General features: G+C 54.9%; 13 protein-coding genes and 1 riboswitch. Of the genes, 6 read left to right on the forward strand and 7 right to left on the reverse strand.

What is annotated here, in order from left to right; genetic code table 11:
- Position 1 precedes the first annotated feature (1 nt).
- From GFR01_RS09715 to GFR01_RS09725, 3 genes are read left to right on the forward strand one after another with little or no spacing between them, the layout of a single operon-like run.
- The gene (locus GFR01_RS09715; RefSeq protein WP_099182479.1) at positions 2–1,042 is read left to right on the forward strand and encodes a P1 family peptidase; all 1,041 of its coding nucleotides are present in this window, start codon (positions 2–4) and stop codon (positions 1,040–1,042) included.
- Positions 1,035–1,898 carry an alpha/beta fold hydrolase gene (locus GFR01_RS09720; protein ID WP_099182478.1) on the forward strand — a complete coding sequence of 288 codons (864 nt, stop codon included), beginning with the start codon at positions 1,035–1,037 and terminating at the stop codon, positions 1,896–1,898. The genes GFR01_RS09715 and GFR01_RS09720 overlap by 8 nt, the downstream gene beginning before the upstream one ends.
- Complete coding sequence (locus GFR01_RS09725; RefSeq protein ID WP_099182291.1) at positions 1,895–3,112, forward strand: tetratricopeptide repeat protein; 1,218 nt, start codon at positions 1,895–1,897, stop codon at positions 3,110–3,112. Before GFR01_RS09720 ends, GFR01_RS09725 begins: the two co-directional genes overlap by 4 nt.
- Here GFR01_RS09725 and GFR01_RS09730 read toward each other — a convergent pair.
- Positions 3,104–4,102, reverse strand: coding sequence for an LLM class flavin-dependent oxidoreductase (locus GFR01_RS09730; protein ID WP_099182480.1), 999 nt, complete (start codon positions 4,100–4,102; stop codon positions 3,104–3,106). The genes GFR01_RS09725 and GFR01_RS09730 overlap by 9 nt on opposite strands.
- 413 nt (positions 4,103–4,515) lie before the next feature.
- On the opposite strand from GFR01_RS09730, the gene GFR01_RS09735 reads away from it, so the two are divergent.
- Both GFR01_RS09735 and GFR01_RS09740 read left to right on the forward strand, forming a co-directional pair.
- Positions 4,516–5,856 (forward strand): GntT/GntP/DsdX family permease, encoded by a 1,341-nt coding sequence (locus GFR01_RS09735; protein ID WP_099182292.1) that lies wholly within the window; start codon positions 4,516–4,518, stop codon positions 5,854–5,856.
- A 40-nt stretch (positions 5,857–5,896) separates the two neighbouring features.
- Complete coding sequence (locus GFR01_RS09740; protein ID WP_099182481.1) at positions 5,897–6,652, forward strand: SDR family oxidoreductase; 756 nt, start codon at positions 5,897–5,899, stop codon at positions 6,650–6,652.
- A 7-nt stretch (positions 6,653–6,659) separates the two neighbouring features.
- Here GFR01_RS09740 and GFR01_RS09745 read toward each other — a convergent pair whose 3' ends face one another.
- The 4 genes from GFR01_RS09745 to GFR01_RS09760 are packed head-to-tail and all read right to left on the reverse strand — an operon-like array spanning position 6,660 to position 11,585.
- Positions 6,660–7,655, reverse strand: coding sequence for a FecCD family ABC transporter permease (locus tag GFR01_RS09745; protein ID WP_099182293.1), 996 nt, complete (start codon positions 7,653–7,655; stop codon positions 6,660–6,662).
- Entirely contained in the window at positions 7,652–8,563 is a 912-nt protein-coding gene (locus GFR01_RS09750; RefSeq protein ID WP_240284010.1) for an ABC transporter substrate-binding protein, read from the reverse strand. Before GFR01_RS09750 ends, GFR01_RS09745 begins: the two co-directional genes overlap by 4 nt.
- 35 nt (positions 8,564–8,598) lie before the next feature.
- A complete protein-coding gene (locus tag GFR01_RS09755; RefSeq protein ID WP_099182295.1) occupies positions 8,599–9,357 on the reverse strand; it encodes an ABC transporter ATP-binding protein in 759 nt (252 codons plus the stop codon).
- Between the two features lie 2 nt (positions 9,358–9,359).
- Positions 9,360–11,585 (reverse strand): TonB-dependent receptor, encoded by a 2,226-nt coding sequence (locus GFR01_RS09760; RefSeq protein WP_099182296.1) that lies wholly within the window; start codon positions 11,583–11,585, stop codon positions 9,360–9,362.
- 95 nt (positions 11,586–11,680) lie between these two features.
- A riboswitch (cobalamin riboswitch) is annotated at positions 11,681–11,882 on the reverse strand.
- Positions 11,883–12,224: 342 nt separating this feature from the next.
- On the opposite strand from GFR01_RS09760, the gene GFR01_RS09765 reads away from it, so the two are divergent.
- Positions 12,225–14,540, forward strand: a complete 2,316-nt coding sequence (locus tag GFR01_RS09765; protein WP_099182297.1) for a TonB-dependent siderophore receptor — start codon at positions 12,225–12,227, stop codon at positions 14,538–14,540.
- Positions 14,541–14,548: 8 nt separating this feature from the next.
- On the opposite strand, the gene GFR01_RS09770 is transcribed toward GFR01_RS09765, so the two are convergent.
- Both GFR01_RS09770 and GFR01_RS09775 read right to left on the reverse strand, forming a co-directional pair.
- Positions 14,549–14,749, reverse strand: coding sequence for a hypothetical protein (locus GFR01_RS09770; protein ID WP_099182298.1), 201 nt, complete (start codon positions 14,747–14,749; stop codon positions 14,549–14,551).
- A 108-nt stretch (positions 14,750–14,857) separates the two neighbouring features.
- Positions 14,858–16,351 (reverse strand): CYTH and CHAD domain-containing protein, encoded by a 1,494-nt coding sequence (locus tag GFR01_RS09775; protein ID WP_244902237.1) that lies wholly within the window; start codon positions 16,349–16,351, stop codon positions 14,858–14,860.
- Positions 16,352–16,369 lie beyond the last annotated feature (18 nt).

The raw sequence follows: 16,369 nt of genomic DNA on the forward strand, positions 1-16,369 counted from the left end.
CATGATTTCCAGACCACGCAATAACCTTATTACAGACGTGCCGGGCATCCGCGTCGGTAATGTTCAGAACCTTGACCAGAGAACGGGGGTGACAGCCCTGCTTTTTGATCAGCCAGCAGTCGCATCCGGAAGCTTTCCGGGAGGTGCCCCGGCATTGCGGGAAAGTGCATTACTGGAACCGGAAATGATCGTGAGTGGCATTGATGCGGTCGTGCTGTCAGGCGGATCTACCTACGGCCTGGATGCGACTTCGGGTGTGCAGGCCTGGTTACGGGAACAGGCGGCACATCTGCCCATCCCCGAAAAACAGGTCCGCGTGCCCATCGTTGTTCAGGCAAGCCTGTTTGATCTCGTGAATGGCGGTGACAAAGACTGGGGCCGGTACTCCCCCTATGCAGAACTGGGCTATCAGGCCGCTCAAGCCGCACAAAATGGCGATTTTGCACTTGGAACCACAGGAGCCGGAACCGGGGCGACCACCACGCCGCTAAGGGGTGGTCTGGGGTCTGCGAGCGCAATGACGCCTTCAGGCCATACCGTTGCTGCCCTGATGGTGGTCAATGCGGTCGGGACGGCGACAATCGGCGATGGACCACATTTTTGGAGCGCCCCTTTTGAGCAGGATAATGAATTCGGCGGCTTAGGCTTTCCATCACGCCTGACAGAAAATGATCTTCGTTTGCGCATGAAGCCGAACTATGTGGCGGGAACGACGATCGGTGTCATCGCTACCGATGCGATTTTGACAAAAGCTGAGGCCAAGCGTCTTGCCATTCTGGCGCAAGATGGCATCGCGCGCGGGGTCTTTCCAGCTCATCTGCCGCAGGATGGCGATGCGGTCTTCGGTGTCTCAACGGGCCATGCGCCAGCGCCAGCGTCTGTAGAAGTATGGACGGAAATTCTGCACGCAGCGACGCAGGTCACGGCCCGCGCCATTGCCCGGGGTGTCTATGAAGCCTCGCCCTTGCCGGGAGAGCCGTTCCTTCCGACATGGAGCGAACGGTTTGGTGCCCTGAAACAGGGAAATGCGAATCATGGCTGATGTTCTTCCTGCGCCTACGGCTTTCTTCCGTGTTCCGGGGCGTCGTCTGGCACTTTCCACGCTTGAAAAAGGCAGTGACACGACGCTGGTCTTTGTTCATGGGCTAGGAGGAAACCGGCAGCAATGGCGGTTGCAATGGGAGCGTTTTTCTCAGGAAAACGTCAATCTTGTTGCGTGGGATGCGTACGGTCATGGCGAGAGTGCGCGCTCCCAGCATGAGCAGGCTTTCCTCAGCACCTATGTGGTTGAGGATCTCGCTACGATCCTGAAGGATCACCCGTCTTCAAAACGCATTCTGGTGGCTCATTCATTCGGTTGCCGAGTGACGCTGGAATGGATTGCGGGTCTGCTCCAGGCTGGAAAGACTGTCCCTGTCGATGAACTCATCCTTCTCGGGCCAGCGTCTCTCACGCCGTCCCTTAAAGGGCCGATGTTTGGGAATTGGATGGACCGGCTGCCCTTCTGGCTGGCCTCTTTCGCACGACCTTTCCTGCAGAAGCGCTTTGAAGCTCTGGCGTGGGGGCCAAATGTTGATCCGGCCATTTTGAAGGCCGAACGCAAGGCAACGAAACGGAACAGCCTGTTCATGATCAATGCGGTCCGCTCAGGTGCCCAACCCATTGATACCCAGATTTTGCGACAGTTCGGAAAGCCCGTGCATATTCTCGCGGGACAGGACGACGGTATTGTCCCTCTCGCAGAAATACAGAAAATTCATGACCTTATTCCGGCAAGCTCTCTCGATGTCCTTTCCGATTGCGGGCATCAGATCATGCTGGAGCAACCTGCCATCGTGAACCACGTCATCGAAAGTGCCCTCAACCGCCTCTCCTCTGGGCAGGATACGCATTCATGAGTCAGGACGCTCTCGGGAACGAAGTTTCGACAACCGATGAGAAGACGCTGCAAGGGATCAACGCCTTTATCCTCGGCTATCTAGGCTATGATCTCAGACTGGTGGAAATCCTTGGTATTGCAGATCAATCCGATGATTGTCTGGCGAACACCTATGCCGGGCTTCTCTGGATGCTGTCTGAAACTGGAGATATTCCTGCCGAAGCGCTTCGCTATCGAGACCGGGCAAAAGCTTCGTATGATCAGGCCCTGCCGCGGGAAAAACTGCTTTTCGCCGTGCTGGAAGCATCCATTGCAGAAGATCCAGACCAGATTGTCGAACTGACGGATATCATTCTGTCGCAGTGGCCACGCGACTTGGTAACGCTGAAGCTCCGGCAATATCATGATTTCATTCGTGGGCGCTTCACGGACATGCTGGCTATCGCCCAGAACAGCGAGGAGGCTGCCGGAGATGTGGCCGCGCTGCATGGAATGCTCGCGTTCGGTTTCGAGCAGTGTCATGACCTGGACGCGGCTGAAGGGTCGGCCCGACGCGCACTTGAAATGGACCCGTCCGAGCCTTGGGCGCAACACGCACTGGCGCATGTGTTCCTGACGCAAGGGCGGATCGAGGAAGGTATCGCGTTTCTGGAAGCCCGATCAGCAGGCTGGGAACGCCTGACGTCTTTCATGTACACGCATCTCTGGTGGCATCTCGCCCTGTTCTATCTGGCTCAGAACCGAGTAACAGACGCGCTTAAGATCTATGATGAGCACTGCTGGAGCAGAGAGCGCAGTTTTTCACAGGATCAGGTGGGCGCGGTGTCCCTGCTCGTGCGACTTGAGCTTGCAGATGCAGATGTGGGACAACGTTGGGCAGATCTCGCAGACTGGCTTGCTCCCCGACAGGACGATGTTAGCCAGCCCTTCCTGAGTTTGCAGTATCTCTATGGCCTGCTGAAAGCTGGCAGGCCGGAAGGAGAGCATCTGCTCCAGCGCATTGAAAATCTCTCGGGCAAGAACCTTCCCGATCAGCGGGCCTGGGATCTTGTCGGTATTCCACTGGCGCGTGGCTTGAAGGCTTATCTGGGCCATGATCCCCTTACGGCTCAGGGATATTTTGAAACGGCGCTCCCTCACCTTCAGGATATTGGGGGAAGCCATGCACAACGTGATCTCTTCCTGCAAATTCAAAAGGATATCACACGTCAGCTATCAGGGCTGTCAGACTGAAATCTCGGATTTGATTTTGGCAGCCAACTCCAGCGAGCGGCAACGGCTGTCATGGTCATGAACAGGGACAGCGATCATGAGTTCATCAGGTCTGTGGCGGTTTACAAACGCCTGGATCTGCTCAGAGACGGTCTCCCTTGAGCCTGCAAAGGTGTAGGATAATGTCTGTTCAAGCATGATCTGCTCTTCAGCAGACCAGAGGGACAGAACATTGCTGACGGGCGGAGGAAACGCCATCGGCCGTCCGCGCCTTAGTGCCATGAAGTATTGATAAAGCGACGTAGCAAGGCGCTTCCCTTCGGCTTCTTCATCAGCGGCGATGACGTTTACTGTTAGCATTACATGGGGTTTGGCACAGCGTTCTGAAGGCACGAAACGTGAGCGATAAAGCGTAATGGCCTCTTCCATCTGTGCCGGCGCAAAGTGGGAAGCAAACGCATATGGGAGCCCCAGTTGCGCTGCCAGAACTGCGGAAAACAACGAAGAGCCCAAAATCCAGACGGGGACACGCAGGCCCATACCCGGGACCGCCTTTATCAGATGAGTATCGTCGTCAGTGGCAGGCTCAAAATAGTGCAGCAGTTCCACGACATCTTCGGGGAAACGATCAGGGGCAGCAGGATCACGACGCAAAGCACGAGCGGTCTTCTGATCGGCACCGGGGGCGCGGCCCAGCCCAAGATCTATCCGTCCGGGAAACAGCGTTTCCAGCGTTCCGAATTGTTCGGCAATAACAAGTGGAGAATGGTTGGGAAGCATGATGCCGCCCGATCCTACCCTGATGCGGGTGGTCGCGCCTGCAACCTGCCCGATCAGAACAGCGGTCGCAGCAGATGCAATTCCCGGCATCGCATGATGCTCGGCCAGCCAGTATCGATGGAAGCCGAGACTTTCAGCACGTTTTGCAAAATCTATCGAATGGCGGAACGCCTCCCGTGGACCAGAACCCTGCGTAATGATCGACAGATCAAGAACAGAAAATGGGATCATGGTCATTGTCCTTGAAAGCTAAGGTTCCGGGCCCTTGAGGGTAACATGGAATAACCAATAGCACGGCATGATGTTGGCTTCTTCAGAGTCCTGACGCCGGGTAATCGCGTATGTTGCGTTCAAAATCCTGTCATCGTCAGGTTTTCCCGACTGACGAAATAAATGAAGAGAAATGCAGGAAGAATTTGAGAAAACTCGCCTCTTCCATATTTCCCGCCTTCCACTCTTCCGTCATTGAGAAAGCCGTGTTCAGGCCTCTACGGCGTTCATGACGCAGACTTTACAGCAGAATTTTCAGGTATTGGGCGTATGGGTCTGAGAATGATGCTGGCAATGTTCGGGAGATCTGATTTCGCTGTTCTTTTACTCTCGTTTCTGAACCTCTTTCTCGTTCTGACAGGGCTGCGTTCCATATGACAACAACCTTTGCCATTCTGCTGGCGACAGCCGCAATCATTGCTGTGGTCGTCCTTATTGCCCGTTTTCGTCTGAATCCCTTTATCGTTCTCTTTAGCGTTTCACTTCTCCTCGCCCTATGCGCTGGAATGCCTCCCAATCAGGTTGTGGCCTCCTTTGAAGCTGGTGCGGGGCATGTGCTGGGTCACGTTGGCACCATCATCGCTCTGGGCACCATGCTTGGAAAAATGCTTGCAGAGTCTGGCGGTGCAGACCGCATTGCTCTCACCATTTCCGAACGGGCCGGCCGGCAGAGGATTGACTGGGCCATGATGGTCATCGGGCTATTGGTCGGGTTGCCGGTCTTCTTCGAAGTTGGCGTTGTTCTGCTGTTCCCACTGGCCTTTGTGCTGGCTGCGCGAACCGATACGTCCATCCTTCGGGTTGCACTTCCAATGGGGGCGGCGTTGTCTGTCACGCACGCCATGATCCCCCCGCACCCCGCTACACTTCTGGCGCTCTCCGCCTATCATGCGAACACAGGAACGACGATTTTCTGGGGTGTTCTCCTGGGAACACCTATCGCCGCTATTGCCGGCCCACTTTTTGCGCGGTTCATCAGCCCGCGGGTAGCAATTACCGAAAAGAACGCTTTGGCAGAACAGTTTGTCCGACGTGAAATTCCTACTGACCTGCCTGGGTTCACCATCACGGTTCTTACCATCACCTGCCCGGTCATTCTTATGCTGATCGGATCGGCAGCAGACCTTTTCACGACGCCGAAGGGCACGCTCAACACGTTCCTGCATTTCATCGGCAACACTGACATCGCACTGCTTCTGGCAACGGTCATGTCCTTTTATGTGCTTGGGTTGGCACGCGGCTTTTCCCGCGAAACGATCCTGCGCTTTACCAATGAATGCCTTGGTCCGACTGCGCTTATCATGCTGCTAGTTGGTGCAGGCGTTGGCTTCGGACGCGAACTGATCGACAGCGGCGTTTCCAAGGCCATTACCGATGCGGCTGTCAGTGCGCATGTGCCCCTGCTGGTTCTGGCATGGCTTCTGGCAGCAATCGTCCGTGTAGCTTGCGGTTCGTCCACCGTTGCCATGAGCACGGCCTCCGGTATTGCGGGACCAATTCTTGCTCATTCACAGGGTGTGTCACCTGAACTGATGGTTATTGCTACCGGCGCGGGCTCGGTTGCTTTTGGTCCGATGAATGATGCCGGCTTCTGGCAGATGAAGGAATATCTGGGCCTGACCGTCCCTCAGACGATCAAGACATGGTCGGTTCTGGAAACGATCATTGCCGTTCTGGGGCTGACATTCTGTCTCGGTGCGTCACTGGTCATCTGACGGCGGCTCTCATGAACATGGACAGGGAGAAGATTTTGCGATGAGTACCTCTCTTTTTGATCTAACGGGCCGTCGGGCCCTTGTGACGGGTTCATCTCAAGGCATTGGTTTCAGCCTCGCACAGGGCCTTCAGGCAGCGGGAGCCGAAATTGTTCTCAATGGTCGGGACCCTCAAAAACTGACCGCTGCGGCTGAAAAATTGGGTGGAGTGAAAACGCTACCTTTTGATGTGACAGATCATGCTGCCGTTAAGGCTGCCATTGATCGCTTTGAAGCGGAAACTGGCCCGATCGACATTCTCGTCAACAATGCCGGAATGCAGTACCGTGCGCCGCTGGAGGATTTCCCACCGGAGATGTTCCAGAAGGTTCTCCAGACAAATCTGACCTCCATCTTCAATGTTGGTCAGGCTGTTGCAAAGCACATGCTGGGCCGGAAGAGTGGTAAGATCATCAATGTTGCGAGTGTACAGACAGCCCTCGCCCGCCCGAATATTTCGCCGTACACCGCGACCAAAGGGGCCGTGGGCAATCTGACCAAAGGTATGGCCACCGAGTGGGCAAGGCATGGCCTGCAGTGCAACGCGATTGCACCGGGGTATTTTGATACCCCTTTGAATGCCGCTCTCGTCAATGATGCAGAGTTCTCACAATGGCTGGAGAAGCGCACTCCCGCCGGACGCTGGGGTCAATTGGAAGAACTCACCGGAGCATGCATTTTTCTGGCATCCTCGGCATCCTCTTTTGTAAACGGTCACGTCTTATATGTTGATGGCGGGATCACCGTCTCTCTTTGAGAGAGCATTATCGGCGCAGTAGCAGAACCAGTAGAAACGCTGCGCCGATTGCCGAAATAACGATCCCGACTGGCAATTCCTGAGACGGCAGCACGCAGCGGCTGAGGATATCTGCCATGACCGTCAGCATGCCTCCGGCAACCATCGCAGGCATGAAGCTCCCTTTCAAAGAGCTACCCCAGATTGGACGGACAAGATGCGGTACAATCAGGCCTACAAAACCGATCGGGCCACAAAGGGCGACGGTCATGGCGCAGCCAAAGGCACAGAGCGCGAGAACGCATAACCTGAGCTTTTGAATATGGATCCCCAGAGAAGCGGCCGTCTCTTCGCCGGCCATCAAGGCATCAAGTTCTCTTCGATAGGCAAGGCCACCCAACAATACCGGCAGGAAGCCAAGACCGACAACAGGAAGCGCTGACCAGGACGCTCCTGAAAAACTTCCCATTGTCCAGAACAGAACCGACTGCGCCGTATTTCGATCCCCCCAGAAGATCAGGAGGTTGGTCAGTGTTGAAAAAATAAACGACACAGCAAGCCCCGACAGCAAGACGCGTTCTGTCGAAACGGCAAGGTTGTTCTTTCGTCTGAACACAATCAAAAGAAGCAGTGCGCCTGTTGCGAGGAAAGCTCCCACTGAGGCACCCACAGCAGCCGTCCAGATCCCCAATAGATCGCCACAGAGTACAATGACTGCGACGGCCCCTGTCGCGGCCCCGGAAGACAGGCCGAAGAGAAAGGGATCTGCCAGAGGATTGCGGGTGGCAGCCTGAAGAAGAGCCCCTGCGCCGGCCAGAGTAGCGCCGGTCAGGAAGGCAAGAAAAAATCGGGGTATTCGCAGAGACCAGAGAATACGAGCGGCGATATCATGACTATGCGGGCCAGCCCAGAAACCTGTCTTCAGTGCTCCCCAGGACATGGAAGCGCTGCCAAGCACAGTTTCGAGCACACCCAGCCCCACAATGACGGGGATGGCAACATAAAGACTGATCTGCCGGATCACGGTTTGGTCTCTGGATGCAGAAATACAGATATTTTTTCGATTGCATCAATGTTGGCCGGAGACGGCGTCATCTCATCATAGCGTACTGCCAGAATGCGATTGGCTTTTAGGGCAGCATTCTCGATCAGAAGAGGATGGCTCCGCAGAAACGCCAGGCTCTCTGAAATGCCACTGCCGTAATCCACGATGAGAATAGCCTCAGGGTCTCTGACAGCCACATTCTCCCAAGATGCTGAACCCCAGTTTGTCGGTAGATCGCTGAAGATGTTCTGGCCGCCTCCGAGCCAGATCAGCTCCGTTGCCAGAGCATATTTCCCGGCCGTAAAGGGACGATCACGTCCGCTATCGTAGAGAAACACGCGCAAAGGGTGATGCCCAACAAGCCGGCTCTGGACTGCCCGAACGCGATTTTTCCAGCCTTCTACAAGACTCTGGGCTTCTGCGGTGCGGTCAAAGACCTGCCCCAGACGCTCCTCATCGTCATAGAGTAAGTCTAGCGTGGGGCGTCCAGAAGTCTGTCCCACCCTCATGCAGCTTTCGGAGAGAACAAGGGTTGGAATCCCTTGTGCGGCCAGCGTTTCCGGTGTGACGTCTCCTCCGACATGCATTCCGTAGTTCCAGCCGGCAAAGAAGAAATCCGTTCCAGCATTCAGAAGCTGCTCAAGCGTCGGGTAATGTGTAGCGATCTCCGGAAGAGCGCCGAGTTTTTTTTGAAATGCAGGTGTGCGCTTGTTCCAGCCGGAAATGCCCGTCACCCCTGCCATGAAAGGCTGCAAGTGAAGCGCAAAGGCCATTTCTGCCATGTTGACGTCGTGAATGACGGCGTGGGTCGGTCTGTGGGTGATCGTCACAGGCTTGCCGCAGCTCTGGATCGTTATCGGGTAAGAAAAAGCATTCTGAACACTCAAAAGCGCTCCCAGGCCCATAGCCCATAAGGAATTTTTCAAGGCTTTACGGACCTGAACAGGAGCGACACGTGCCCATCGTCGAGCGTAATCTGATGCGTGTTCAACCTGAACGTTTCTTCAAACATTTTTGAAAACAAGATCTGGCGGGACGGTCCATCCATGAGCAGGTGGCCATTACTCAAAAGAAGCGTTCTGGCTGCGAAGTCAGGAATGAAAGACAGATCGTGTAGGACCGCCAGAATAGTCATAGGGAGTGTTCGTAACAGAGTCAGAAGCTCTGATCGTGCCGCGAGGTCCAGATGATTTGTGGGTTCATCCAGCAGCAGGATACGGGGTGTCTGTGCCAGACATCGCGCCAGCATAACCCGCTGACGCTCCCCGCCTGAAAGGCTTCCCATGGTGCGCTTCATCAGCGAACTGACACTACAATGGTCAACAGCACTTTGTATTGTCACGTCATCTTCGACATGAGTGGACGTCCCCTGAAATGGGAGGCGCCCAAGCGCAATGTAATCAGACACCAGAAACTCGGACGCAACGTCATCGCTCTGGGACAACCACGCGATCTGACGGGCGATCTCACGCCGCGAAAGATTTTTGAGTGGCTGACCCACCAGCGCAACATGCCCCTGAGAGGGTGTTAGCAAGCCTGCCAAAAGTTTCAACAGAGTGCTTTTTCCGGCTCCGTTCGGGCCGATAACCGCGATATGCTCGCCAGCTCTGACGGAGAGATCCGCCAGAGCCAGCGCGCCGTCATATCCCAACTCTTTAGCCTGTAATATGACGTCCGACACTGTCAGAAACCGGCCTGAAGACTGATTGAGAAAGACCGTGGTGCGCCCAGCATCACTTCGCTCGGGTAGCTGGTATCAGCCCACTGGATGAAATGCTTGTTCCCCACATTATCAATCCGACCATACACCGTAATGCCCCGATAGGCATGCCAGGCGGCGAAAAGATTGACCAGAGAATAATCTTTCAAACTCAATGTGTTAGCATAGTCTCCTTTGCGTGCGGAGACATAGCGCATCCCGGCACCCAGATCGACAGGTAGATCAGCCACGCGGGACCAGACGCCCCAGAGATTGGCTGTCACCGCCGGGACGTTCGGCACTTCGTTACCTGAGGCATTAACCGTCGCCGACGGATAGAAAGACCCATACCGGGACCATGTATATGCGACGTTCCCGGAAAGGCTCCAGTGCTTACCGAGCGTCAGATCACCCTGCCATTCCACACCGCGCGACTTCTGCACCCCCGCCGTGGCAACGGTATCAACCCCGGTTGCCACCAGAACCCGCGTTCGTCGGATATCGTAAAGAGACAACGTCGATGTGAGATGCCCTTTCCAGAATGACCCTTTGGCCCCGATCTCACCCTGTCGAGAGCGGCTCAACTGGCTGAACTGACCTTTGTTAACAAGGAAAATGTTGGAACCTGGCGGATCTTCAGCAGTCGTGTAAACGCCGTAGAGGCTAATGTTGTCCGTCAGATCATAAACCGGGCCAATCCGGAAATTGGCGGGATGATAGGTTCCTTTGAAGCTTGTCCCTGCGTTGAAGGTACCATTCTGATTGTAGTTCTGCCGGTCCAGCTTCAGCCAGTCATACCGGAAGCCGCCTACAAGGCGGAGGTTGTCGCGGATTGTCAGGACGTCTTCCATGAAAATGCCGGCATCCAGCATTGTCGTGGGTGACTTCGTATAGGGATACTCGCCAGCAAAGCTTCCCGTAGATGTCTGCTCCGGATCGGCCAGCGAGACGCTGTCCGCATAATCGGCGCTGGGAAACCCGCGGTTTCGGATCAACCGCACGTAATAGGCATCTCCACCCACAACCAGACGGTTCTTCATTCCGAACAGACGGAAATCGAACTGTCCGTCCACGGTGTCTCCAACCTGATGCTGGTTCATGTAAACATAGAACCTGTCACGACCTACGCGCCCCGGAGCGATCGCATTTCCAGAAGCATCTGTCTGACCCGGAGTGCTGATGTAGCTGTAGGACTCAGCGTTGTTCCAGCTACGATTGGCATACACGACGTAGGTCTTGTTATGAAAAGCCGTATTTACAGTGGGTTGCCACGTTAAATGTAGGGTGGGTGTTACGTTGACTGAGCCTGCTTTGGCGTCCTTGGTATTATAATATCGCCATAGTGAAGACCGGCTAACCCCAAGCCCTTTGGAGGAAGACAGGAGGCCGCCGACCCCATCATGCACCTGAGAGAGTGGGACAAGAGGCGTTCCGTAATAGGTTGAAAGCCGATCTGTCAGATAGTCCACGCCAAGGCGGGCGGTGAATTTGCTTGACGGGTGCCAAAGCAGCGTTGTTGTAAAATCGTTACTGTGCGGGTCCGCCCCCGACACATATCCATCTGAAGATGTTCGGCTGAAATCACTGCGGATCGCCAGAGTATCGGTGATGGGGATAGAGCCGCCAACACCTGCGTTCCAGGTATTGAAGCTGCCATAGGACACGAGCGCGTTGGCATGTGGGCCATCGAACGCAGGATCGCGTGTTCGCATATCCACGGTTCCACCTACGGCGCCCTGTCCATAAAGAACCGACGACGGGCCCTTGAGAACCTGAACGCTTTCCAGATTGAAGCTGTTGAGCGGCCGGTTCACCATTGTCGTCGGGCCGTAATAGATCCCGTCCCGCAGGATCAGAACCTGATTGCCACTAAATCCACGCATCATCATTTGAGCGGGGCTGCCGGGAGAGCCGCCGGATGACACACCCGGGGCACTATCGGCAGCGTCTTCAGCATGAACATAGCCCCGCTGCTCCATGACACTCCGCTGGATCACGTTGATGGTCGCGGGATTATGCTGGACTGTGAGCCCAAGTCGGCCGCCGATCGCTGCTGTGTCCTTAAGAGACTGCACCCGGCCATGCGCGGTGATGTGCTCTTCTTTGGCTCTGGTGCCAGCCTTGCGGACGTCGTCAGTCTGGGCAAATGCCGGTTGAAATACGGTGAGCGCCGCAACAGGCAGAACACCGACAAAACTCTTTTTCCTCATGGATAACGCAAACTTCACTCAACAATGCGTCACTACGATGAGTGAGAGCAAAAAGACCCTCACTGCGTCCGGTGCACCCCGCCCTTCCGCCTCGTCTGTAACCATTTTCGATGGCAGGTCTCCTGGCTCGCGGATCAATGACGGGTCACAAACCTTCCCAAAGCAAGCGCTTCAGTGGTCGGGCGTAAAAGCCTCCGTGTGACACGTCTCACCACTTACAGTTGCGGGGGCAGCCACAGCATTTCACTGCGTTCCCTTTTCATCCTCTTTCGAGGAACCATCCGTGAGCAAAGGACATAACCAAAACTCTCAAACAGTCAAACACGTATGTTATAACATATCAATAATTTTTCTTGGTTTCGTAAAGCAACATTACGGTTACCAAACGGTTTCAGGTGCGCTAATAGCAGTTGGTCACCAACGATTCCCCCATGGGGTATATATAACAAAGGTTTTCTGCGGTTTCTGACTTCATAGGAAATGCGTGAAAAATCTTGTCGTTGCGTTTTGATATTGAAAAAACATTTAGTTTTGATATTGCGGTTTCTGCAAGTGCGTATCAATCTCACAAAAAGTTCCGGAAACATATATAACTTTTCCGCGAACTGTCATTCTCGCTGGAGGTAGTCAGACCATTCCATGAAATCTGTGTTGTCGGGTTCGTCACCCCGGAAGAAGCTCTATCCTGCGGTGTTCACGGCTATACTGCTGTCCGGGTCATGGACAGGCGCATTTGCCGCTACGTCTGACGATACGACGGCGTCTGAAGAAGGACGCAAAAAGGCGCTCCTTGCACCCTCTTCCAAAACATCCTCTGTTCCTCCGGATCGGCACGCCCACCCACATCCCAGGCATCAGGATGACAATCAGACCCCCAGCAGCATCGAACAGCTTCTTGTTGAAGGGCACCACCGGAATGCCTCGACGGACGGGACTGGCACTTACACTGTATCGGCTGTCTCGACGACCAAGATGCTTCTCAAGCCCATGGATGTTCCGCAGTCCATCTCGGTGCTGAGCAGCCAGCAGATGAAGGATCAGAACCTCAACACGGTCGATGCGGCGCTCAAGCAGGTCGCAGGCGTTAACGTCAACCTGTACGGAGACGGCACCGGCGGCTACACGGCCCGTGGCTTCACCCTTCAGGCACAGTATGACGGGGTCCCCTCAACTGGCGGCCTGTCGTTGAGCCAGCAGTACGATCTGGCGATCTACGACCGGATTGAGGTGCTGCGCGGCCCCGATGGAATGCTTCAGGGCTCCAGCACACCAGGCGGTAGCGTTAACTTCGTGCATAAGCGACCGACTGACGACTTTCAGGGCAATGCCTCTTTCTCAGCAGGGTCCTGGAACAACTACCACGCCACACTTGATGTCGGCGGCCCTATCGCGCATTCAAAGATTATCTCCGCTCGTCTTGTTTTTGCAGGAACAGATCGCAATCAGTTCTATAACAACGCCTATGATCGTCGCTGGACAATCTATGGCGTGACAGACGTCCACCTGAGCCGACGCGACACGCTAACTGTCTCCGTCACATCCCAGACCAACGACACGACGCGCTACATGGGCCTTCCCCGCGCAAGCAATGGTGCGGATCTGAACCTGCCAACCAGCACGTTCGTGGGGGCCAACTGGGGCAAGTCCGAAGTGCCCATGACTGAAGTTGAAGCCCAGTTGGAGCATCTGTTCTCACACGGATGGCGCGGACGCATTAACTACCGTCACCGGACGGCAGATACGACGCTGCAATATGCGTATCTCAACGCCTATAATGCCACAGCCAAAACCGGGAATTTCGTAGCGGCCAATACCCGATATGACGAAACCAATGATGGTCTGGACGCATACGTCACCGGCCCGCTTCACCTGTTCGGGCAGCGGCATGTTCTGATGATGGGCGCCAATTATGACCGTTACGTCTATGAAGGCGGCGGAGCCAGCGCGAACTCCCGTACCTACGCCGCTTTGGGTGGAATACCGCTGACAGCGTCCGGGTCCGTTCCGTCCCTCGCCTTGCCTGCCATCAGCACCCGCTATTGGGAGCCTTCCACGCAATGGGGTGTCTATGGGCAGGCGCAGATCAAGCCGATTTCGCCTTTCGCTATTCTGATTGGTGGCCGTGTCAGCGGTTATGTCAGCAAGACACGACGTATTTCACCGACCGTTGGCGCAACCAGTACCGACATCGACCAGCAAGGCATTCTGACGCCCTATATCGGCGGGGTCCTGCATCTGCGGCCAAACGTAACGGCCTACGTCAGCTACGTTTCGACTTTCTCGCCGCAGTCAGCTTTCGACACAACCGGTCGGCTTGCCCCTGTCCGTGGCAACCAGCTTGAGGGTGGCATCAAGGGCGAGTTCTTCAAAGGCCATCTTGGCATGACGCTGTCAGGCTACAAGATCATCCAGAAGAACGAAGCGCTCTATAACAGCACCATCGGTGCCATCTGTGGCCCCGGAGGCGTGGATGACTGCTACGTCGCTACTGGCAAAACCCGCAGTCAGGGCGCTGAGGCTGAACTGATCGGTCGTCCGCTGGAAGGCTGGGATATTAACGCCAGCTATACTTACAACGACAACAGGATCGTCAATAACGGCAGCGCGACCCAGGCTGGCCTGACTTATGCTGGCAACTCGCCCAAGCACCTGTGGAAGCTCTGGACGCATTATCGCTTCGAGCCCTACCACGGCGCACAGAAGAATATCTGGAGCATTGGAGGCGGTCTGAACGCCCAGACCAGCACCTTCGGGACGAACCGTACCGTTACGCAGGGTGGCTACATTATTGGTTCCGTCCAGGTCAGCTACCAGTGGAACAAGTACCTGTCTCTCTCCGCGACACTGAATAATATCGCTAACAAGCGTTATTACCAGCGCCTCGGAAATCTCTATTATTACAACTACTACGGAGAGCCCAGAAACTTCATGTTCACGCTCAGATCCAACTTCTGATGTGACTTTCAGGCTGCTTCGCAGGGAGACTGGATAACAGCGTGGCTCAGTGGATAGGGAGCCACCATGTTCAGTGCCTGTGGGGCAGTTTTCTCCGTATGCGTATCTGGGCCTGTGGTGCCGGGATCGGTTTGTCTGGACCACAGTAACAACATGATGAGCGCGGCAAGGACGATAACGATCGTCAGAATAACCCAGCGTTTTTCCATGATCTTTCTCCACGCAGTCCTAAAGCACAAAGGATGTGCTGCGACCGCTTGGAATCAGAAACCAGCATAGGGTTAAGGGTTTCCTTCACACAGAAGGAAATAAGCTCGCTAGCTCCAGAATGGTACAGTTTTCGAGAAAGCTTTCCACTTTTTGGGAAGCTTGGTCAGGATTTTCTTTTTTGAATGGTGCGCGGTCTTCACGATTGTACGACCCGTTTCTGCAAGCTCGGGAGCTTTCTTCACAGCTTGCTCGACAAGCCTTTCTGCAGTCGCAGAATCATTAAACTGGCCGAAGATCTCCTGTAGATCCTTACAATGCTCTATATAGGCTTCCAGCCGTTTCCCTGGATAAAGTCCTGCGACACCGTCAACGCTGTATCGCAGTCCTTTTAACGCCTTGCGGACACCGTGAAGATGCCGGTCCGAAAGCCGGGTAATATGCTCACCTCGATGCTGAACCTTTCGGGCCATCCGATCCAGCAAGTCCGGGGCGTGCTCTTCAAGCAACGAGGAAGACACATCTTTTCCAAAGAGGTCGTCTACCTTTTCTATACTGGCCCCAAGAGACAGAATTGCCGCTGTGACAGACGGATCTGTCATGCGCTGGCACATCTCTTTTCGCGCTTCATGGCGGCTATTTTCAGCAAATATCCTGAAGGTCTCAGAAGCTGGCGGTTCAAGAAAGTCAGGAAGCATTTCTGCGAGGAAAACATCCCAGTCCCTGACGTTTCCAAGGCTTTGTCCCAGTTTTTGAAGCGTTATGCCTTCGTGCGCGAATGCATTTTTTGGCAGAATGGGGCGGAAGAATTTCAGGACAGTCCGAATGCGCCGGATCGCCACACGCATTTGATGCACCCCCTCGATACTTCCGTGCGCGGCCATCGCCTGATGGCGCAACAATGCATTCAGTGCGGAAGTCACCGATAGCGCCCACGCGGTCCCCACCGTAATATCTGCTTTAGGCAGATTAGGTTTGGACGTTGTTAAAGAGGGTAATTTCGCATTGGCCAGTCGGGCACCCTGCATGGAAATGCTCTCGCCAATCAGCCAGATCGGAAGATCTGCAAGCCTTTCTGCCATTTCATACAGACCAGAAACCTGACCGTCCGCCAGTACGAGGTCCAACATGCAGACTGTTTCAGAGTGCTTTCCCGCGAGTACGGATCCTCGCGAAAGTGTGAGCTGTATGGCACTCTTGCCGGTGCTCTGCTGTCCTCTCAGCTCCCAGAAATCAGAGTGATAGATCGGAAAAACATTTGCCCCGAGGTTCATGTCGGCCAAGGGTGTCTGTTTCAGCAAAACCGGATCAGGCCGCAGGCCCTTTCGAAACCAGATCCAGTATTCAGAGGGTTTGGTGTCCGGTAATCCCCCCCAAAAAGCGGGTAACAGTTTCTGAACTGACTGGCGGCCGTTACGCCCGGTGCATAAAGCCCAGCCATGGAGAGACAGATCGGCCGCGGGAGTATCGTAAAAAGTCCAGACCCGGTGTCGCGGCCTGACACTTTTTAAACAGGGCGCGATTGCCACATGATAGCGGATGGCTGGCCATGCCTCTGGCAGAAAGCGGAATGTCAGGCGTGCCGGCATAACATTTCGAATCATTCTTTTCTCCCGCCCTGG

It is taken from the genome of Gluconobacter frateurii (assembly GCF_002723955.1).
GTDB lineage: Bacteria > Pseudomonadota > Alphaproteobacteria > Acetobacterales > Acetobacteraceae > Gluconobacter > Gluconobacter frateurii.

What these genes read in the sequence shown, in the direction of transcription:
- GFR01_RS09720 (WP_099182478.1), top strand. Translation starts at nt 1,035, where the DNA reads ATGGCTGATGTTCTTCCTGCGCCTACGGCTTTCTTCCGTGTTCCGGGG.
- GFR01_RS09770 (WP_099182298.1), bottom strand. Translation starts at nt 14,749, where the DNA reads ATGGAAAAACGCTGGGTTATTCTGACGATCGTTATCGTCCTTGCCGCG.
- GFR01_RS09760 (WP_099182296.1), bottom strand. Translation starts at nt 11,585, where the DNA reads ATGAGGAAAAAGAGTTTTGTCGGTGTTCTGCCTGTTGCGGCGCTCACC.
- GFR01_RS09765 (WP_099182297.1), top strand. Translation starts at nt 12,225, where the DNA reads ATGAAATCTGTGTTGTCGGGTTCGTCACCCCGGAAGAAGCTCTATCCT.
- GFR01_RS09740 (WP_099182481.1), top strand. Translation starts at nt 5,897, where the DNA reads ATGAGTACCTCTCTTTTTGATCTAACGGGCCGTCGGGCCCTTGTGACG.
- GFR01_RS09775 (WP_244902237.1), bottom strand. Translation starts at nt 16,351, where the DNA reads ATGATTCGAAATGTTATGCCGGCACGCCTGACATTCCGCTTTCTGCCA.
- GFR01_RS09730 (WP_099182480.1), bottom strand. Translation starts at nt 4,102, where the DNA reads ATGATCCCATTTTCTGTTCTTGATCTGTCGATCATTACGCAGGGTTCT.
- GFR01_RS09735 (WP_099182292.1), top strand. Translation starts at nt 4,516, where the DNA reads ATGACAACAACCTTTGCCATTCTGCTGGCGACAGCCGCAATCATTGCT.
- GFR01_RS09715 (WP_099182479.1), top strand. Translation starts at nt 2, where the DNA reads ATGATTTCCAGACCACGCAATAACCTTATTACAGACGTGCCGGGCATC.
- GFR01_RS09725 (WP_099182291.1), top strand. Translation starts at nt 1,895, where the DNA reads ATGAGTCAGGACGCTCTCGGGAACGAAGTTTCGACAACCGATGAGAAG.